At 73.2% G+C, this 14,895-nt stretch carries 25 protein-coding genes; all 25 read right to left on the bottom strand.

The genetic code is table 11. The features are described from left to right. Nucleotides 1-4: 4 nt before the first annotated feature. Nucleotides 5-274, bottom strand: coding sequence for a hypothetical protein (locus AC1WTP_RS10100; protein ID WP_481648951.1), 270 nt, complete (start codon nt 272-274; stop codon nt 5-7). Further along, nucleotides 274-618 carry a hypothetical protein gene (locus AC1WTP_RS10095; RefSeq protein WP_481648950.1) on the bottom strand — a complete coding sequence of 115 codons (345 nt, stop codon included), beginning with the start codon at nt 616-618 and terminating at the stop codon, nt 274-276. Before AC1WTP_RS10095 ends, AC1WTP_RS10100 begins: the two co-directional genes overlap by 1 nt. Further along, nucleotides 618-1,034 carry a hypothetical protein gene (locus AC1WTP_RS10090; RefSeq protein WP_481648949.1) on the bottom strand — a complete coding sequence of 139 codons (417 nt, stop codon included), beginning with the start codon at nt 1,032-1,034 and terminating at the stop codon, nt 618-620. The genes AC1WTP_RS10095 and AC1WTP_RS10090 overlap by 1 nt, the downstream gene beginning before the upstream one ends. Then, complete coding sequence (locus AC1WTP_RS10085) at nt 1,031-1,414, bottom strand: hypothetical protein (RefSeq protein ID WP_481648948.1); 384 nt, start codon at nt 1,412-1,414, stop codon at nt 1,031-1,033. Before AC1WTP_RS10085 ends, AC1WTP_RS10090 begins: the two co-directional genes overlap by 4 nt. Continuing rightward, nucleotides 1,411-1,767 (bottom strand): hypothetical protein, encoded by a 357-nt coding sequence (locus AC1WTP_RS10080; protein WP_481648947.1) that lies wholly within the window; start codon nt 1,765-1,767, stop codon nt 1,411-1,413. Before AC1WTP_RS10080 ends, AC1WTP_RS10085 begins: the two co-directional genes overlap by 4 nt. 3 nt (nt 1,768-1,770) lie before the next feature. After that, the gene (locus tag AC1WTP_RS10075; RefSeq protein ID WP_481648946.1) at nt 1,771-3,087 is read right to left on the bottom strand and encodes a phage major capsid protein; all 1,317 of its coding nucleotides are present in this window, start codon (nt 3,085-3,087) and stop codon (nt 1,771-1,773) included. A 186-nt stretch (nt 3,088-3,273) separates the two neighbouring features. Then, nucleotides 3,274-3,855, bottom strand: a complete 582-nt coding sequence (locus AC1WTP_RS10070; RefSeq protein WP_481648945.1) for an HK97 family phage prohead protease — start codon at nt 3,853-3,855, stop codon at nt 3,274-3,276. Next, nucleotides 3,848-4,024 carry a hypothetical protein gene (locus AC1WTP_RS10065; protein ID WP_481648944.1) on the bottom strand — a complete coding sequence of 59 codons (177 nt, stop codon included), beginning with the start codon at nt 4,022-4,024 and terminating at the stop codon, nt 3,848-3,850. The genes AC1WTP_RS10070 and AC1WTP_RS10065 overlap by 8 nt, the downstream gene beginning before the upstream one ends. Beyond that, nucleotides 4,021-5,229 carry a phage portal protein gene (locus AC1WTP_RS10060; protein WP_481648943.1) on the bottom strand — a complete coding sequence of 403 codons (1,209 nt, stop codon included), beginning with the start codon at nt 5,227-5,229 and terminating at the stop codon, nt 4,021-4,023. Before AC1WTP_RS10060 ends, AC1WTP_RS10065 begins: the two co-directional genes overlap by 4 nt. Then, nucleotides 5,229-5,447 (bottom strand): hypothetical protein, encoded by a 219-nt coding sequence (locus AC1WTP_RS10055; protein ID WP_481648942.1) that lies wholly within the window; start codon nt 5,445-5,447, stop codon nt 5,229-5,231. The genes AC1WTP_RS10060 and AC1WTP_RS10055 overlap by 1 nt, the downstream gene beginning before the upstream one ends. Before the next feature lie 10 nt (nt 5,448-5,457). After that, a complete protein-coding gene (locus tag AC1WTP_RS10050; protein WP_481648941.1) occupies nt 5,458-7,119 on the bottom strand; it encodes a hypothetical protein in 1,662 nt (553 codons plus the stop codon). Next, entirely contained in the window at nt 7,109-7,477 is a 369-nt protein-coding gene (locus AC1WTP_RS10045) for a hypothetical protein (protein ID WP_481648940.1), read from the bottom strand. The genes AC1WTP_RS10050 and AC1WTP_RS10045 overlap by 11 nt, the downstream gene beginning before the upstream one ends. Further along, complete coding sequence (locus tag AC1WTP_RS10040; RefSeq protein WP_481648939.1) at nt 7,470-7,970, bottom strand: hypothetical protein; 501 nt, start codon at nt 7,968-7,970, stop codon at nt 7,470-7,472. Before AC1WTP_RS10040 ends, AC1WTP_RS10045 begins: the two co-directional genes overlap by 8 nt. A gap of 141 nt (nt 7,971-8,111) precedes the next feature. Beyond that, nucleotides 8,112-8,537, bottom strand: a complete 426-nt coding sequence (locus tag AC1WTP_RS10035; RefSeq protein WP_481648938.1) for a hypothetical protein — start codon at nt 8,535-8,537, stop codon at nt 8,112-8,114. Beyond that, nucleotides 8,530-9,663 carry an HNH endonuclease gene (locus AC1WTP_RS10030; protein WP_481648937.1) on the bottom strand — a complete coding sequence of 378 codons (1,134 nt, stop codon included), beginning with the start codon at nt 9,661-9,663 and terminating at the stop codon, nt 8,530-8,532. Before AC1WTP_RS10030 ends, AC1WTP_RS10035 begins: the two co-directional genes overlap by 8 nt. Nucleotides 9,664-9,778: 115 nt before the next feature. Next, nucleotides 9,779-10,171 carry a hypothetical protein gene (locus AC1WTP_RS10025; RefSeq protein WP_481648936.1) on the bottom strand — a complete coding sequence of 131 codons (393 nt, stop codon included), beginning with the start codon at nt 10,169-10,171 and terminating at the stop codon, nt 9,779-9,781. Between the two features lie 3 nt (nt 10,172-10,174). Further along, complete coding sequence (locus AC1WTP_RS10020; protein WP_481648935.1) at nt 10,175-10,903, bottom strand: Lsr2 family DNA-binding protein; 729 nt, start codon at nt 10,901-10,903, stop codon at nt 10,175-10,177. After that, nucleotides 10,903-11,205: a hypothetical protein gene (locus tag AC1WTP_RS10015; protein WP_481648934.1), complete on the bottom strand. Its 303-nt coding sequence runs from the start codon at nt 11,203-11,205 to the stop codon at nt 10,903-10,905. Before AC1WTP_RS10015 ends, AC1WTP_RS10020 begins: the two co-directional genes overlap by 1 nt. Beyond that, on the bottom strand, nt 11,205-11,405 hold the full coding sequence (locus AC1WTP_RS10010; RefSeq protein WP_481648933.1) for a hypothetical protein: 201 nt from the start codon (nt 11,403-11,405) through the stop codon (nt 11,205-11,207). The genes AC1WTP_RS10015 and AC1WTP_RS10010 overlap by 1 nt, the downstream gene beginning before the upstream one ends. A gap of 20 nt (nt 11,406-11,425) precedes the next feature. Then, the gene (locus tag AC1WTP_RS10005) at nt 11,426-12,310 is read right to left on the bottom strand and encodes a hypothetical protein (RefSeq protein ID WP_481648932.1); all 885 of its coding nucleotides are present in this window, start codon (nt 12,308-12,310) and stop codon (nt 11,426-11,428) included. Next, complete coding sequence (locus AC1WTP_RS10000; protein ID WP_481648931.1) at nt 12,303-13,475, bottom strand: DUF5131 family protein; 1,173 nt, start codon at nt 13,473-13,475, stop codon at nt 12,303-12,305. The genes AC1WTP_RS10005 and AC1WTP_RS10000 overlap by 8 nt, the downstream gene beginning before the upstream one ends. Beyond that, nucleotides 13,468-13,971, bottom strand: coding sequence for a hypothetical protein (locus AC1WTP_RS09995; protein ID WP_481648930.1), 504 nt, complete (start codon nt 13,969-13,971; stop codon nt 13,468-13,470). Before AC1WTP_RS09995 ends, AC1WTP_RS10000 begins: the two co-directional genes overlap by 8 nt. Next, nucleotides 13,968-14,201, bottom strand: coding sequence for a hypothetical protein (locus tag AC1WTP_RS09990; RefSeq protein ID WP_481648929.1), 234 nt, complete (start codon nt 14,199-14,201; stop codon nt 13,968-13,970). The genes AC1WTP_RS09995 and AC1WTP_RS09990 overlap by 4 nt, the downstream gene beginning before the upstream one ends. Beyond that, nucleotides 14,198-14,413, bottom strand: a complete 216-nt coding sequence (locus AC1WTP_RS09985; RefSeq protein WP_481648928.1) for a DUF6011 domain-containing protein — start codon at nt 14,411-14,413, stop codon at nt 14,198-14,200. The genes AC1WTP_RS09990 and AC1WTP_RS09985 overlap by 4 nt, the downstream gene beginning before the upstream one ends. Beyond that, nucleotides 14,406-14,894, bottom strand: coding sequence for a hypothetical protein (locus AC1WTP_RS09980; RefSeq protein ID WP_481648927.1), 489 nt, complete (start codon nt 14,892-14,894; stop codon nt 14,406-14,408). Before AC1WTP_RS09980 ends, AC1WTP_RS09985 begins: the two co-directional genes overlap by 8 nt. Nucleotide 14,895: the final 1 nt, after the last annotated feature.

Below are 14,895 nucleotides of genomic sequence, written 5' to 3'. Positions count from 1 at the left end.
CGGCTCAGGGAGCCGGCTGGGTAGGGTCCGGTTCCTCGTCCTCCTCGAACTCCAGCTCGCAGGTCTCCTCGAACTCCGCGAGGGGCCCGGTGAACAGGCGTTGCCGGACCGCGGCGATGTGCGCGATCTTGTACAGGTCGGTGATCCGCACGCCGTCCTTCAGTTGGCCCATCGACGCGCCCTTGGTGGTGCGCTCCCACTTCAGGACGTCCCGGGTGCCGGCGGCCACCTCGAACTTCTCGCCGCCGTCCGGGCTCACGGTGAAGGTGAACATCAGAAACTCACCACCGCTCGGGTCACCGACGCGACCGCCGAGTAGTCGACGTAGGCGCGGCCGGCGTCCACTGACCCGGACGGCTGGCCGAAGGTACGCGCGGGCAGCGGACCGACCAGCGCCGTCGTCCCGGCGGCGACCGCAACGGCCAGGTCCTCGACGTCCAGGCCGTCCTGCGACGCCGTCGCCTGAACGGTCACGGTGACCGGTGCGCCGGAGGCGTTGGTGACCATCAGCGCCACTGCGCCGCAGTCGACGATGTCCCCGTCCACGGTCGGCGCGGTCAACGCCGGCACCAGCCCGTCCCGGATGATCTGCTGCGTGGCCTGCGAAGCCCGTGCCATCACGCACCGACCCGGGTGTAGACGGGCTTGCCCTCGATCTGCATCGTCACCTCGGTCTGCTCGGTGGTGCGGGCATCACCACCCGCCGACGGGGCCTTCACCGTCAGGAACCCGGACCACTGGACGTGCTCGGCGGGAATGTCCGGGTGGTGGTCGAGGGTGAACGCCACCCGCTCCCCGTCGTGCTGGGTCAGCCAGTCCGACAGGCCGTCGGAACGCCAGTCCGCGAACGCGGTCAGCTCCAGGGCGTAGTCCGGTTCCGGGTCCTCTCGGAACTCCCCGGCCGGGCACTGCGTGTAGTACCGCTCCCCGTCGGGGGTGTTGTTGAGCACCTGCCAGTTCTGCACCTGGCACTCGAAGCTGACCGCGCCGAGTGAGAACTCGATCAGCTTGATCTTCCGACTGTGCACGCTCACAGCGACACCTCGATCTGAATCTCGTAGCAGGGCAGCTCCACGCCGCCGGTCAGGTACGCGCCGGGGTCGGCCCGCAGCACCGCGGTGTCCGGGTCGCCGTCGAGCGCCGCGGCGACGACCGGCACCAGCTCCCACAGCCGTGGCTGGGCCCGGTCGCTGGCGTCGACCACCACGTACACCAGGAACCGCGCCGAGGTCGGGCCCGGGCAGCCGGACTCCCACAGCAGCGCGGGCGGCCCGAGCACCGCGACGGCGCCGCCGGCGCCGTCCCCGGTGGCCGGCGGGCTGATCGACGCGCCAGGGTCGGTCTCGGGCAGGACACCGTCGAGCCCAGTCAGCCGGGCGACGACCGCGGCGGCGGCGTCGGCGATGGCGCTCACGCGAACACCGGCCCGGCGAAACGACCGATGCCCAGCAGCCGGTCGATGTCGGGGTCGAAGCTGGGCACCCGGGAGGCGCCCATCTCCGCCAGCTGAATCAGCGCGTCCGGCGAGCGGCGGCGGATCTGCCACCGCATCGCCAGACGCAGCGTGCCCAGCCGCAGGTCGGCCGTCGGGTCGGGCAGGTCCGACCCGACGTCGCCGGCGAAGTTGAAGGCCGAGCCGCGTACCCGCTGCACGAACGCCACGGATGCGTCCAGGTACGCCTGGAGGCGGTCATCGTCGGCGCTGTCGGCGGCGGGCAGCTTCATCTCGTGCTTCAACTCCGCCAGCTCCGGCGGCCAGGTGGCCATCGGTCAGACCGCGGCGGTGACGTTGATGCGCCGCACCGACCGGGTGCCCTGCCGGACCAGCACCGCGGCGTAGCCCCAGATACCGAGGACGATCGACTCCGGGCCGGCCACTTCCTCGAACCGGAACCGCATCGTGCCGGTCTCGAACAGCAGCACGTCCGAGGCGCGCACCGCGGCGTAGGTGTCCGGGTAGGCGCCGGTGCCCATGCCCTCGGTGGCGATGATTCCCAGGCCGCGGACCCGCCCGTCGACGGCGACGGAGCCGACGCCGATGACGTTCATCGCCTGCCCGGCGGTCTCCTCAGCGATCAGCGGCCTGCCGCTGGAGTCCTTCAGCTTCAGGAACTCGCCGTACCGCTCGATGGTCATCGCGAGGATGTTCGCCGGCAGCTTGCGGGCCTTCCGCACGCCGATCGCCAGGTCAACCACCGAGTCGGCGCCGCCGCTGTCGAACGCGGCCTCGGTGGCCAGCGCGGTCAGCGCCACGCCGGCGGCCTTGATCGCGGTGCCGACCTTCGCCTCGATCTGGAAGTTGTAGACCGACATCAGGTCGCCGTAGATCAGCGCGTCGACCGCCGGCGAGGACATGTCGAGCATCTGCCGGGAGACGGTCTGCTTGCCGGCGGTCGGCTTCGGCGTGACCGTGTCGACGTCGGAGTCCCACGCGTCGGCCCCGCCGACGGCGGTGTTCTCCGACGCCTGCTCGGCCACGACCGCGTCGGTGCCGGCGGTCTGCTTCGGCAGGGTGATCGGCCGCGGGTCGTCGCCGAGCGGAATGTTCCGCACCGCCGAGGCGAGCGCGCGGCCCTGCCGGGCCAGCTCCTCGAACTCCTCGGTCAGCCACTTCGGCGGGACGATGCCCGGGCCGTGGGCGCCGGTGGACAGCGCCCGGTTGTGCTCGACCAGGCGCCGCTGCGCCTGCTCGTCCGAGTTGGTGCGGGCCAGGTGGAGGTCACGGAAGAACGAGTTGCTGCTGGACCGGGTGTAGTGGCCCGGGTCGCGGTCCTTCGTGGTCGCCCCGCCAGCGACCCGGGTGGACCGGGTCTGCTGATCGCCCTGGCCGCCGGCGTCGCCGCCGCCGTTGAGGGCCTGGTCGATCGTGGCGTTCATCTCCGAGACCTTCGCGTTGCGGGTCTCGATCTCGGTGAGCTCTTCGATCTGCGCGAGCAGCGCCTTGCCCTGCTCGCCCTGCTCCGTGACCGACCGCAGCTCGGTCTCGGTCAGGTCGCGGTTCTCGGCCGCGGCGCGGGTCTGCAGGCCCTCGATGCCGGAGCGCAGGGCCTCGTACTGCTCACGCAGCCGCTTGAGGTACGGGTTCATGACGTGTCCTTCGGTCAATGCGAACGGGTTCTCCGCGAGTGACCGAGGTGCCGTCTACCTGACCGTGCCGGGTGTCCGCGTCGTCGAGCGGCGGAGGTGCGGCGGCCGATACCGGGGTGTCGGTGTCGAACTGAGATCGAATGTACCGGGTTGGTGGTGGACTCGCCGCCGACCGGCGGCGGCGAGTCACGACAGAGCTGGCAGGCCGGCGAGGACCAGGCGGGCCTCCTCGAGCCCGGCCGCGCGGCAGCACGGCCGGGTGCACTCCGCCGACGTCGTCCCGCCGGCGGAGCGGACGCCCGCCGCGGTGGCCAGCTCGCCGTAGGCGCCCTCCACCACCACCGCGACCTCCGCCAGATCTGCGGTGACCCGCTCCAGGATGCCGGCCGGCAGGCGGCGGTTCTGCCGCTCGCGGAACCCGATCGACAGGTCCCGCAGCGCGCCGTCGCGCACCAGCTCCAGCGTCTCGTCCCCGAGTGGCGTCTTGCTGGCGCGCAGCTCGACGTACAGCCCGGCGGCGTCGTCGCGCATCAGCGCCATCCGACCGATCAGCGACCCGCCGAGGGTGACGTGCTCGCGGGAGAACCGGACCCGGTTCGCCGCGCGCAGCTGGTGGTTGAAGGCGCCCCGGGCGAACTGCTCCACCAGGGAGTCGTCGATGCGTTGGGGGGACGCCCACGGCACGGCGATGCCGTAGATGGTGCGGCCGTCACCACCGGACCGGACCTCGAGGTCCGGGGTGAACGACCGGTGCAGCAGGTCAGGCATCGGGGCTGTCCTCCTTTGGGGTGGCCAGGCCGCGGTGGGTCTGCCAGTGGGCCGGGCAGAGCCCGCGGGTGGTCGGCTTGCGCCGGCAGTCCTCCACCCGGCACTTCGCGGCCGCCCTCGTGGCCTTGGCGGGCTTGGCGGGCGTGGTCTGGTCGCTGGTCGACGTCATGGCTGGTCCTCCGGATCGGTGTCGTCGCCGGCGCCCGGGCCGGGCGCCGGCGGAGCGGGTGGCTTGGCCGGGCGGGGCAGCGGCCGACGGTTCTCCATCCGACGCACCTCGTCCGCGTCGAGGAACTCGTTCTTCAGGCCGATGGCGTACGCCTGGTAGCGGGTCAGGGTGTCCGCGCGCAGCACCGCGTCGAGGTTGGCCTTGGCGACGGTGCCGCGCGGCATGTGCAGCGACAGCGTCTGCTCGAACCGGGCCAGGTGCCCGCCGAGGGAGAACTTCAGCAGGTTCACCGCGTCCTGCTCGATGTTGGAGTACTGGCGGGCGCTGTTCTGCCCGCCGAGCCACCCGACCGGCAGACCGAATATCAGCTCCAGCTCGGTGAGGGTGAACCGGCGGGCCTCCACCAGCTGCAGCTCTTCCGGGTTCCACGACAGCGGCTCGAACGACGTGGTCGCGTTGAGCACCGCGATGGTGCGGTCCCGCTGGGCCTCCAGCCACTTGGCCTTCGCCTTCTTGGCCTCGTCCTCGGTGAGGTCGGGGTTCTCGGACTTGAGGAAGCCGGTGGGCACGCCGTGCTGCGACAGGGACCGGGCCTGCCGGTTCTGCTCGTGGGCCAGGTTCAGGCTGTTGAGGTGCGCCTCGAGCACGCCCATCCCGCGCAACGCGCCCGGCGCGCACGGGCCCTTGATGTGGACGACGTCGTGGGAGCCGAGGGTCAGTGTGCCGATGTTGTACTCGATCGCGCCGACCGGCAGGCTGGACGACTGCCACGGCTCGGTGATCCGCCGCACGCCCACCTGGTCGGCCGGCACCGCGATGGCGGCGGTCGGCATGTTGCGGTGGTTGCGGGCGGCGATCACGCCGATGGCGTTGCCGTGCCAGATCAGGTCCAGGCCCCAGCTGGAGAAGGTGGTCATCCGGGTGTCGGGCGGGTTCGGCTGCTCGAGCAGCAGCGGCGTCGGAGTCAGCTTGTCGATCGTGTCGCCGCCCAGCGAGCGGTAGGCGTCCCAGGGCACCTCGCCGAGCAGGTCCGACAGCAGCACCGCCGCCCGCCAGCCGCCCGGGATGCCCATGCCGCCGCGGTAGGTGGAGCTCGGCCAGTCCGGGGCGATGTTGTCCACGATGGTGAACGTCTGCACCTCGCCGGTCTGGGTGTTCGTGGCCACGTACTTGGTGGACCGGTTGAGCAGCCGCCCGAGCCCCATCAGTTGCCGCCCTTCCGCGCTGGCTGGTCGGCCAGCTCGCCGAGCGTGCCGACGGTCAGCAGCGCCAGGCCGCCGACGCACAGGGTGACCGCCAGGCCGGTCAGCAGGTAGAGCCCGGCCAGTGCCGCGCCGGCGCCGGCGAGCTGCGCGGCGAGGGACCAGCCCGCGCCGATCGCCCGCCGGGCACACCCGGCCGCGGCGGTGAGTCGCTTCGTCATGGCCCTCATCTCAGAACACCTGGCTACGCGGCAGCGGCTTCTCGATCTCCTCCGCCGGGATCGTCGTCGCGAACACCGCGCCGGCGAGCGCCGGGCAGGAGTCGATCCGCCGCTTGGCCTTCCCTTTCTTCAACGTCCAACCACGATCGCTGGAATGCGGAGCGGCGGAGGCAATTTGATCAGCGAAGTCAGGAGCGCCGTCGTGCACCAGTAGCCGGTGCACGATCACCCGGTACGTCTGTGCGTAGGCGATGACCATGTTGCGGCCCTGCTGCGGCATCCGGAAGATCGGCAGCGGCGGGATGCCCTGCTCTTCGTCACCACGCTCCAGGTTGACCAGGGTCGGCCACCACGCCTCATCCGCCGCCACCCACTGGACGTTGTGGCTGGCGCACACGGAGCGGATGTACTCGTCGCACTCCTCTTGCGGGACCAGGCCGCCGTCGGGGAACCAGATCCGCGACGACGCCTGCAGCAGCCCGTCCGGGCGACGCTGGAGCACCACCACGGCGGCGCTGTCCCGCTTCAGGGCCATGTCCGCGCCGACCCACGTCGGCAGCGACGGGTCGACGACCATCTCGCGGCCGGGCTTGGCCTGGCAGGCGTCCCAGGCGCCGGCGGGCAGCCACGACTCGTCGCTGTTGGTCCACTGGTTCCAGTAGTAGCGCTTCGCCCGGAACAGCGGCATGCCCCGGAACTTGCGCACCAGCGCGGCGACGTTCGCGATCCCGCACGCCGCGAGGGGGTTGGCCTGCCGGATGCCCTCGGCCACGTCGTCGTCGTCCAGCGGGTTGAGCGTCTCGTCCGCCTGGAGGTACAGGAAGAACTCGTCCTCACCGAACTCGCCGGCCAGGCCGCGGGCGACCTGACGGCCGAACAGGGTGTTCAGGTCGAAGCCGGCGGTGGAGAGCATGACGACCAGACCGTCCTCCCGCTTCGCCGTACCGCCGGCGGCGACGTCGTAGGCGTTCTCCTGCCGCTCCGACACCATCTCGTGGACCTCGTCGGCCAGCAGCGTGGTGGCCTTGGACCCGTCCGCCTTCTTCGGGGTGGCCGGGATCCGGCGGGCCTTGCCGCGGCTGCCCTTCAGCTCCACCAGGCCCTTCATCGCCCGGGCGAACTCCGCCAGCGGACCCTCGGAGAAGGTCACCCGCATCTCGTCCAGGATCAGGTCGGCTTGCTCGTACGAACTGGCCATGTTGAGCACGTCCGGCGACGTCCGCCGCACGGCGTGCGGGGTGCCGTCGGGCAGCCACCCGCCGTCGCACTTCGGGCACGGTTCGCCCTTGGCGTCGGTGCCCCGGCAGGCGACGCTCGGTCCGGCGAGGTCGAGCGAGCCGATCCACCCGCCGATCGGGCTCTTCCCCGACCCCTTGGCCAGCGAGATCAGCGCGAAGGCGAAGCGGCGGCTGAGGTCGTCGCGGATCTCGCCGAGTTTCCAGAACAGAGCCCGCTGCCACGGCGCCATCCGCACCGGCCGGCCGTACGCGTCGCCCTCACCCATGACGCAGTTGCGCTCGATCCACCGGCACCACTGCGGGCCGAGGGTCCGCTCCGGCGGCGGGACCGGGCCGTTGCGCTCGGTCAGCTTCGCCAGGAACCGCGGGTCGACCTCGGCCAGCCACGCCATCCGCGGGTCGGTGTCGTAGTAGCCCGGTCGGTCAGCCGTCATGGTGGCGCCCGCCCTCGCCGATCACGACCACCCAGGGGCCGCCCGGGCGGCGCGGTCTCCAGTGCTCGCACAGGCTGCACGCGTGCCGGCCCGGGTGGCCGCCGTCGCCGGCGTCGCAGTGCCGCTGGTGGTCCGGGCAGACCATCGGGCACAGCCCGAGCGCCTCGGAGTCAGCCCACGCCGGCTGTGTCTGCCCGGCTTCGGCGTACACGTCGGCCTCGTGCCGCCACCCGTCGGCGGGCCATACCTCGGCCAGGGCTTGACCGATGGCGGGCAGGTGCTCGCGCAGAACGCGGCTGATCACGGCGGGGGCGTCATCCAGCGTGACGTGCGGTCGATTGGTCAGTCGCTCAGTCATTGGCGTCGTCCGCGATGTCGTCGAGGCTGCCGGCCGCCTTCTTCCCGGCGGCGAGCGCCAGGCCGAGCGCCAGCCGGGACCGCGGCGACAGGCCCAGCTGCGCCTCGATCAGCCGCGTCTCACTGGCCACCCGCAGCCGCATCGCCAGCAGCTTGTCGTTGAAGGCGTGCCCGTCGCCCTGGCCGTCGCTGGCGTCCTCCCCGCCCGGTCGGGTCAGCGCGTCCAGGTGGGCGTCCATGTGCGCGGCCACCGCGTCGTCCAGCTGCTCGCCGAGCACGTACAGCCGGAACAGCCTGGTCACCGCCGGCAGGTCACTCACCGGGTCGAGCAGCCGCGCCACCGGCGACGTCCACAGGCCGTCCCAGGTGGCGAGCAGCGCTGGCGCCAGGAACGACGGCGCCGGCGGCGGTTGCAGGCCGGGCGGCGGAGAATTGTCGATGACGTCGGGCAAATTGCGCCGCTGGCGGTCCTCAATCGGCTTTGGATTCGACACCAAGACACCCCCTCGCGGTCAGTGTTTGCGCAGGTCGGGCCAGGTTTCGGCACACCGTACACAAGAGTTTTTTGGAGGTACGCGGATCTTCCGCCCGCCCCGTTGTTGGGAAAAAACGGACATTGACGACAGTCATTGCCTTCACGTGCAGCGACCCTCCAGCACCTCGCGGGCACCGGCCGGCGCGAGTCCGGTCGCCACCCACTCGATCAACGTGCGGTCGCCCTTGCTCGTGTTGCACGGGCGGCAGGCCGGCAGGTAGCGGGGCAGCGATGGGTCCGGCTCGACGTCGCGCCGGCTGAGCGGGTGCACGTGGTCGACGGTGGTGGCCCGCACCAGTTGGCAGTACGCGCAGCGAGGCCCGGTCGCCAGGATCGCGCGGAACAGCCGGGCGGTGCGCCGGCGCAGCGCCAGGTCGGGCCGGCCCGGTCGGTACCCGCCTCGGTCGCGCGGATGGTCCGGGCACACGCCGTCGGGCACCGGCCGGCGGCAGGTGTCGCAGGGACGCTGGGGACGCGGCACGGCAGCTGTCTGGGTGTGGTGCTGGTGGTGGGTGGGGTCAGCCATGGCGGTGGTCCTCGGGTTGGTCTGGTCGTGGTGGCTGGTGAGGTCGTCCACCGCGGCCTCGCCTACCACGCTTGCGGTGGTGGGGTGGTCGGGGTGGAGCGCCCGACCCGTCCCGACCCGACCCGGGCTTTCCAGATCCTGGAGGCTGGGTGTCTGCCGGATCGGCCGATGATCGGCCGGTCCGTTGATCTTGGGCCGGGGTTGTGCGCGGGGTGCGGTCGCGGGCCGCGTCGCGCTGTGCGCGGTGTCCCGGTGGCGGGGTCGCGCTGGGGTGTGGTGTCCGGCTGGTGGCCGGGTCACGGTGGGTGGGCGTGGTCCGGCCGGGTGCCGGGTCGCCGGTGGCGTGGTCCGGCCGGGTGCCGGGTCGCCGAGGGTGCTCGGGTGCGTGGTCCGGCTGGTCGCCGGGTCGCGGGTCGGTGATGCGGGGTCCGCCGGGCAGGCCGGAGGGTCGCGGGGTGGTGCTGAGCGGCACCTCGTAGCCGTGCTTGGCGAGGTGGGTCACGGTGATCTCGCCGTAGTACGGCTGGCCCGGGGCGGGTAGCAGCTGCCACCGCTCCGGGTGTGGGTCGCGGCCGCGGCGGCCGTTGCACTGGTTGCAGGCGACGACCAGGTCATCGGGGCCCTGGGCGCCGCGGCCGGGCGTGCGGTGGTCGTAGGTGCCGGCGAGGCCGCCCTTGCGGGCGTCCCAGTTGACGACGCGGCCGCAGTAGCGGCAGGCGTCGCCGTCGCGCAGTCGGACCGGGATGGTCAGGGCGGGGTTGCCGTTGTCGTTCTTGCGCTGGCGCTCCCACTCGATCTCGGCCTTCAGGCGGATGTGGAACAGGTGTTCGGAGTCGTCGGTGAGCAGCCAGCCGCCGGCGACGCGGGTCCAGAGGCCGGCGCGGGCCACCCAGTCGGCGAGGCGCCGCCACTGCGGGCCGCCGTAGAGGGCCACGGTGGCGTCGGGGACCACGTAGTCGGTCTCCTGCCCGGCGGAGTAGGTGGCGCACAGCCAGGCGAGACCGGCGACGGCCGGGAGGCGCAGCTCCCAGCCGTCCAGGTCGTCGTCCGGGCCCTTGTCCCACGCCAGCGGGGCCAGCACCGCCGGGTGCTGGTTGCTGTTGTCGCTGGACTTCAGCCACGCCACTTAGACGCCCGCCTTAGCGATCATGGTCAATGGATCTCCCGGTACGGAGCGGCGCGGCCACCAACAAGGCAGCCGCGCCGGAGGGTTGGAACAGCAGAGCGGACGGTTGCCCGGTCTACCCGGCCGGTGGATCCGGTGGCTCGTCGGGCTCGTCAGGGCGGCCCACCGAGCGCAGGCCGCTGACCTGGACGCCGGTGCCGTCGCGCAGGTCCATGCCCGGCAGCGGGTCCGGCTTCACCGGCGGCGGGATCCGCTTGTCGGTCAGCCGCTTGGCGTGGGCGAGCAGCCGGGCCGCTTCGTCCGGGTCGGTCTCCGGCTCGATCCGCAGGATCCGGACCGTCGGGGTGGCCTCCAGGTCGCCGTCGACCACGTCGTGCTGGATCCGCACGCAGTCGAGCACCACGATGGCCACGTGCTGGCCCTCGGGGTACTCCAGCAGCTGCTGCCGGATCGCGGCTAGGCCGTTGTCCTCCCACTTCGGCAGGGTCGCCTTCAGCTTGGTGGCCATCGCTCACTGCTCCTTCGCGTGGTGCTGTCGGTAGGCGTCCATCACGTCGTGCGGGATCCGGCCGAGCGCCGGCACCTCGATGCCGTTCTCCCGGGCCCACGCGCGGACGGTCTTGGCCGGGACGTCGCCGACGGGCTTGTCGTTCTTCCCGGCGTCCCGGCGGGCGGGCTGGCCGCCGCCGGCGGCGCGCAGCTGCGCGCGGGCCTTGGCCAGCTCGGCGGCCAGCTCGTCCACCCGGCGTTGCGCCTCGGCCTTGGCGCGGGCGGCGGCCTCGGCGGCCTCGGCCGCTCGGCGCTCGTCGGCCAGCCGGGTGCGTAGGTCCTCGGCCAGGGCGGACAGCTTCGCGCCCAGCGAGCGGGTCCGCTGGTGCGGCGATGCCGACGCGGCGGCGAGCAGGTCGGCCAGGACGTCCGTCGCCCGGGCCACCGCCGGCGCGGCCGCGGGCGGGCGCAGGGTGCCGGCTGGCGGCACCGTGGTGATGCGGGGGACACCGGGCACGCCCGGCTTGCCCTGCGCGGCCGCCACCGCGCGGGCCCGGTTCTCGTACGCGGCCACCAGCCCGGCGGCGATCCCGTGGTCGCCGCCGGTCAGGTCGTTGATGATCGGCGTGACCACGTTCCGCCCCAGCTTGAGCTGGTCGGCGATCTGCTGGTCGGTCTTGCGGCAGGCGAACAACCGCAGCACCTCGTATTGCGCCCGGGTGGTGATGGCGGGCGCCGTGGTGGTGGCCATCAGGCGCCGGCCTCGGCCCGGGCGGCGGCCTCCTGCTCGCGCACCTCGGCCAGGACCTGCTCGCCGCGGGCGGTCAGCTTGTAGGGGCGCACGCCGTACGGGCCGGCCTCGTCCTCCGGCACCAGCTCCACCAGGCGGGCCTTCTTCAACGGCCGCAGCCGCTGGGTCGCCTTGCGCTGGCCGAACGGGAACTCGGGATTCTTCTCGAAGTCCGGGTTGGTGTAGCGGGGGTCGCTGTGGACCCGCTTCTGCTCGACCGCGGCGAGCAGCTGGACCTGCTCGGCGTCCAGGCTGATCTGCATCAGGGTGTCTCCGATCGTGCGGTGTGCGAGACGGCCGCGCGGCCGCCATGGTCCTTCGCGAGCTGCTCGTGGCAGGCCGCGCAGTCGCGGCCGCTGTAGCGGTACGGGGTGCCGGAGCGGGTGGCGTGGACGGTCACCCCGCAGATGTGCGGGTACCGCTCGGCGACCGGCACCGGCCGGCCGAGCACCACGCTGGCCACTGCCCACTCCCCAGGCCGGATCACGGCGCCGCTCCGGTCTCGGGCAGGTCGGTGTCGGCCATGCGGCGCAGGAGCAGCAGCATCCGCTCGGCGGTGCCCGGGTCGATCGCCGAGCGCAGCTGGAGGGTGTCCGGGTCGACCTCGCCACGCCACCGCGCCGCCCGCAGGGACAGCGCGTTCGGGTTGCCGCCGTACCAGCCCTCGGGCGGCTCGATCCCGTAGAGGTCGCGCAGCAGCCACGTCCCCCGCTCGTACCAGGTGACGATCACCGGAGCGGCGAACGCCGCCCGCACCTGGTCGGTGACATCGTCGGCCGGGACCGCGTCGGCCGGCACCGCCTTGACCCGCGCACCGGCCAGCCGGATGGTCGTGTCGAGCAGCCGCCGGCCGGTCGTGTCCACGGCGTCGACGCGCAGCGCCACCGGTTCCTGGTTCTGCCGGCCGGACGGTGCCGGAGGCCTCAGCACCTGGACGATGCGCAACACCGTGGCCGGCACGAGCTCCGGCGTGAGGACGTCGCGCGCCCACCGCACCTCGGCGGCACGATCGCGGCGAACCATGGTCACCGCGTCGCGCAGCCGCTCGATCCGGGCGCACGCCGGGCACAGCCCGCCGGCCACGGGCCGGTCGGGGCGGGCGCCGCAGCCGTCGCAGACCCGGCCGGTGCCGCCGCGGCGGCGGGCCGCCTCGAGTTGGCCGGCCGTCGCCGGCGACGGCAGCGACTCGGCGAGCCGGTACAGCTGGACGGTGGTCTTCTTGTACCGCCAGTCGCGTGTCTCCACGTAGGCGCGGACCGGCCCGCCCGGTACCCGGGGAAGGTCGAGGTCGGCCAGCTGCGTCTTGGAGTACAGCCCGGGCGGCACCTGCCGCCAGCCCTGGTAGCCGGGCAGCACCTGGTCAGCCACGGCCGGCCTCCCCGCCGATCGCGGCGATCGGGTAGTGGTCCCAGGTCCAGCCGTCCAGCTCGCGGCCGGCCTGCCGCTTGCCGAGCCGGGCCATCAGCCAGGTGCGCGAGTCGCCGGCCTGGTGGCCGTCGACCACGTAGCCGGACCGCTCCATCTCGGCCACCCGCACGCCGTTGAGCTCCAGGGCGGCGGCCTCCATCCGCGCCTCGTCCGCCTCCGGGTCGTCGTCGGTCTGCTCGTAGAGCGGGCCGAGCGGCGCCCACTCGCCCCACTGCTTGAAGAAGAAGGGGACCCCTGCCTTGTTGCACTGGTCCCGCAGCTGTCGTGCCCAGTCCGGGTGCATCGGCCGCGCCTGCCGGCCGGACTCCCCGCCGACGACCACCCAATGGAGAGCCAGGCCGGGCATCCACTGCTTGCCGTTGCCGTACACGTCGGTCTCGGGCCCGTAGAGCCAGTAGCCGCCCTGCTGACGTTCGAACAGCCGGGGCAGCCAGCTGGACAGGTCGACGGGGCCGAGTAGCGGCTCGCAGGACAGCCACCGTACGGCGGCCGGCGTGCTCTGCAGCGCCGGCACCCTCACGTTCGCCCGCTTCTGGTCCTCCACCGAGACGCCCACCCAGACGTTCGGCAGCGGCCACGGCGGCGACCACAGCGTGCCGGCCTCGGTGAGCGTCCCGCGCGCCGAGCAGCGAGCTGGACGCGGCGTGGCCGTCCAGCCGTCCACGCTGAGCTGGTCCCGGCGCCACGGCCGGGACCCGATCAGGTCGCTGGCCTGCTCGGCCACGGCCTCGCGGAAGTCGGCGCTGTTTAGCAGCGCCCGCATCCGGCCGTGCCGCTTGGTCAGCAGCTGGAAGGTGTGCCGGCCGGCGAGGCCCATCACCGCGAACACCGCGGCGATGTACTCCGTGGGCACCTGGTCGTGGAACAGGTCGCTCATGGAGTTGACGAAGATCCGGCGGGGGCGCGTCCACCGCAGCGGCAGGTCCAGCTTGGCCGGGCGCGCCACCAGGTCGAAGCCGCGCTCGAAGTAGTGGCCCGGCTTGCCCCGGAACCGCTCGGCGAACGTCTCGGCGTAGCAGTGATCGCAGCCCGGGGACACCTTCGTGCACCCGGTCACCGGGTTCCACGTGGCGTCGGTCCACTCGATCGCGGTCTTGTCAGCCACGCCGCTCCGCCTTCCGGGTGGCCCGGGCGGTCCGACGGCGGGCGCCGGCCTCGGTCCAGCAGTAGCCCCACGCGGTTGGGCCCTTGGCCGGCATGACCGCCCAGTTCCACCGCGGCCGCCACCACGGCCGGCCCGACGACCGGTGTGGTTGGAACTCGAACACCGGCGACGGGGGCAGAACGGCCAGCTTCAAGCCCTCCGCCACCTTGGCCTTGATGGCATCCCGCAGCGCGGCCGCCTCCAGATCCGACATCGGCAGCGCGGACTCGAGGAGACCGACCGGTCGGGGCGCCCGGGCGTCCAGGCCCGCCATGACCCGGGCGACGGGCGATAGGCCCCGACCCGGGTCGGGGATCGCCGGGGCCGCGTGTTCCCCGCCTCGCCAGTACGGGGCTAGGCGCTCCGGCTGGCCCGGCCGGTACTCCGGATAGGTCGCGTAGTTCGGCCGGCGCGCCGCCGCGGCGCGCAGCTGGGCGTCGGTCATGCGGTCGTTCACCGGTACTCCTCTCGGTCTGTCTCGCCGAGCACTGCGGCGTCGCGGGCCCGGGCGGCCGCGGCGAGCGCCGCCGGCATCGGCTTCGGGCCGGGGGGCGGTGCGGGGGCGGTGTGGCCGGCGTCGCTGGCCTCGCCCACCCGGTGGCAGTTGCGGCACGTCTCGCGGCCGCTGTAGTCCGGCGGGACGTCCGGGTCCGGGTCCCAGGCCGGGCAGTAGCGCGGCGTCTTCATCGCGGGCCGTCCTCGTCCTCGGCCTGCTGGTCGACGTCGGCGAGCAGGTCCGGGCCGGGCTGGCCGGCGCTACCCGGCCGGCCGGTGAGGCCGGGCAGCGCGGGCGGGCTCGGGCGGGTCTTCGCGTCGCACACCGGGCCGCGGCCGCGCCGCCGGCTCTCCGGGGTGCGCAGGATCCGCCCGCAGTCCTGGCACGTGGTCGTCTCATCCATCGCTGGACCTCGGCCGGATCACCCGGTGCTCGCCGGTGAGCGGCGGGGTGGTGGTCACCGGGCCGCCGGCGGCGTACCGGTCGGGCAGCGTGGTGGTCCGGTCGGCGGCGCCGGCGAGGATCGCGCGCAGCCGGCCGCGGATGTCCGGGGGCACCCAGCAGCCGGACAGGTCCACCGGCCGGCCGGTGGCGATCGCGTCGACCAGCCGGTGCGCGTACGTCGGGGTCAGTTCGCCGCCGGCGGTCCGGGCGCGGTCGAGGACCTCGAGGTGCATGCCGTCCGGCGTCCAACGGTCCCAGATGTGCCCGGCCTCGCGCATCAGCCGGGCGGTGTGGGCCGGGTCGGCGCAGTCCTGCGCGAGGGCGAGCAGGTCCCGCCAGGCAGTGCCGGCCCGCTCGTCCTCGTCGAGCTGGCGGGTGCGAGCGGCGAGGCCGGCGATGATGATGCCGATGATCAGCCCGGTCACCAACGCTGCGATCACG

The organism is Micromonospora sp. R311 (assembly GCF_056780015.1).
Note: the sequence above shows the minus strand (reverse complement) of the source record. Positions and strands in the feature narration are given on the sequence as shown.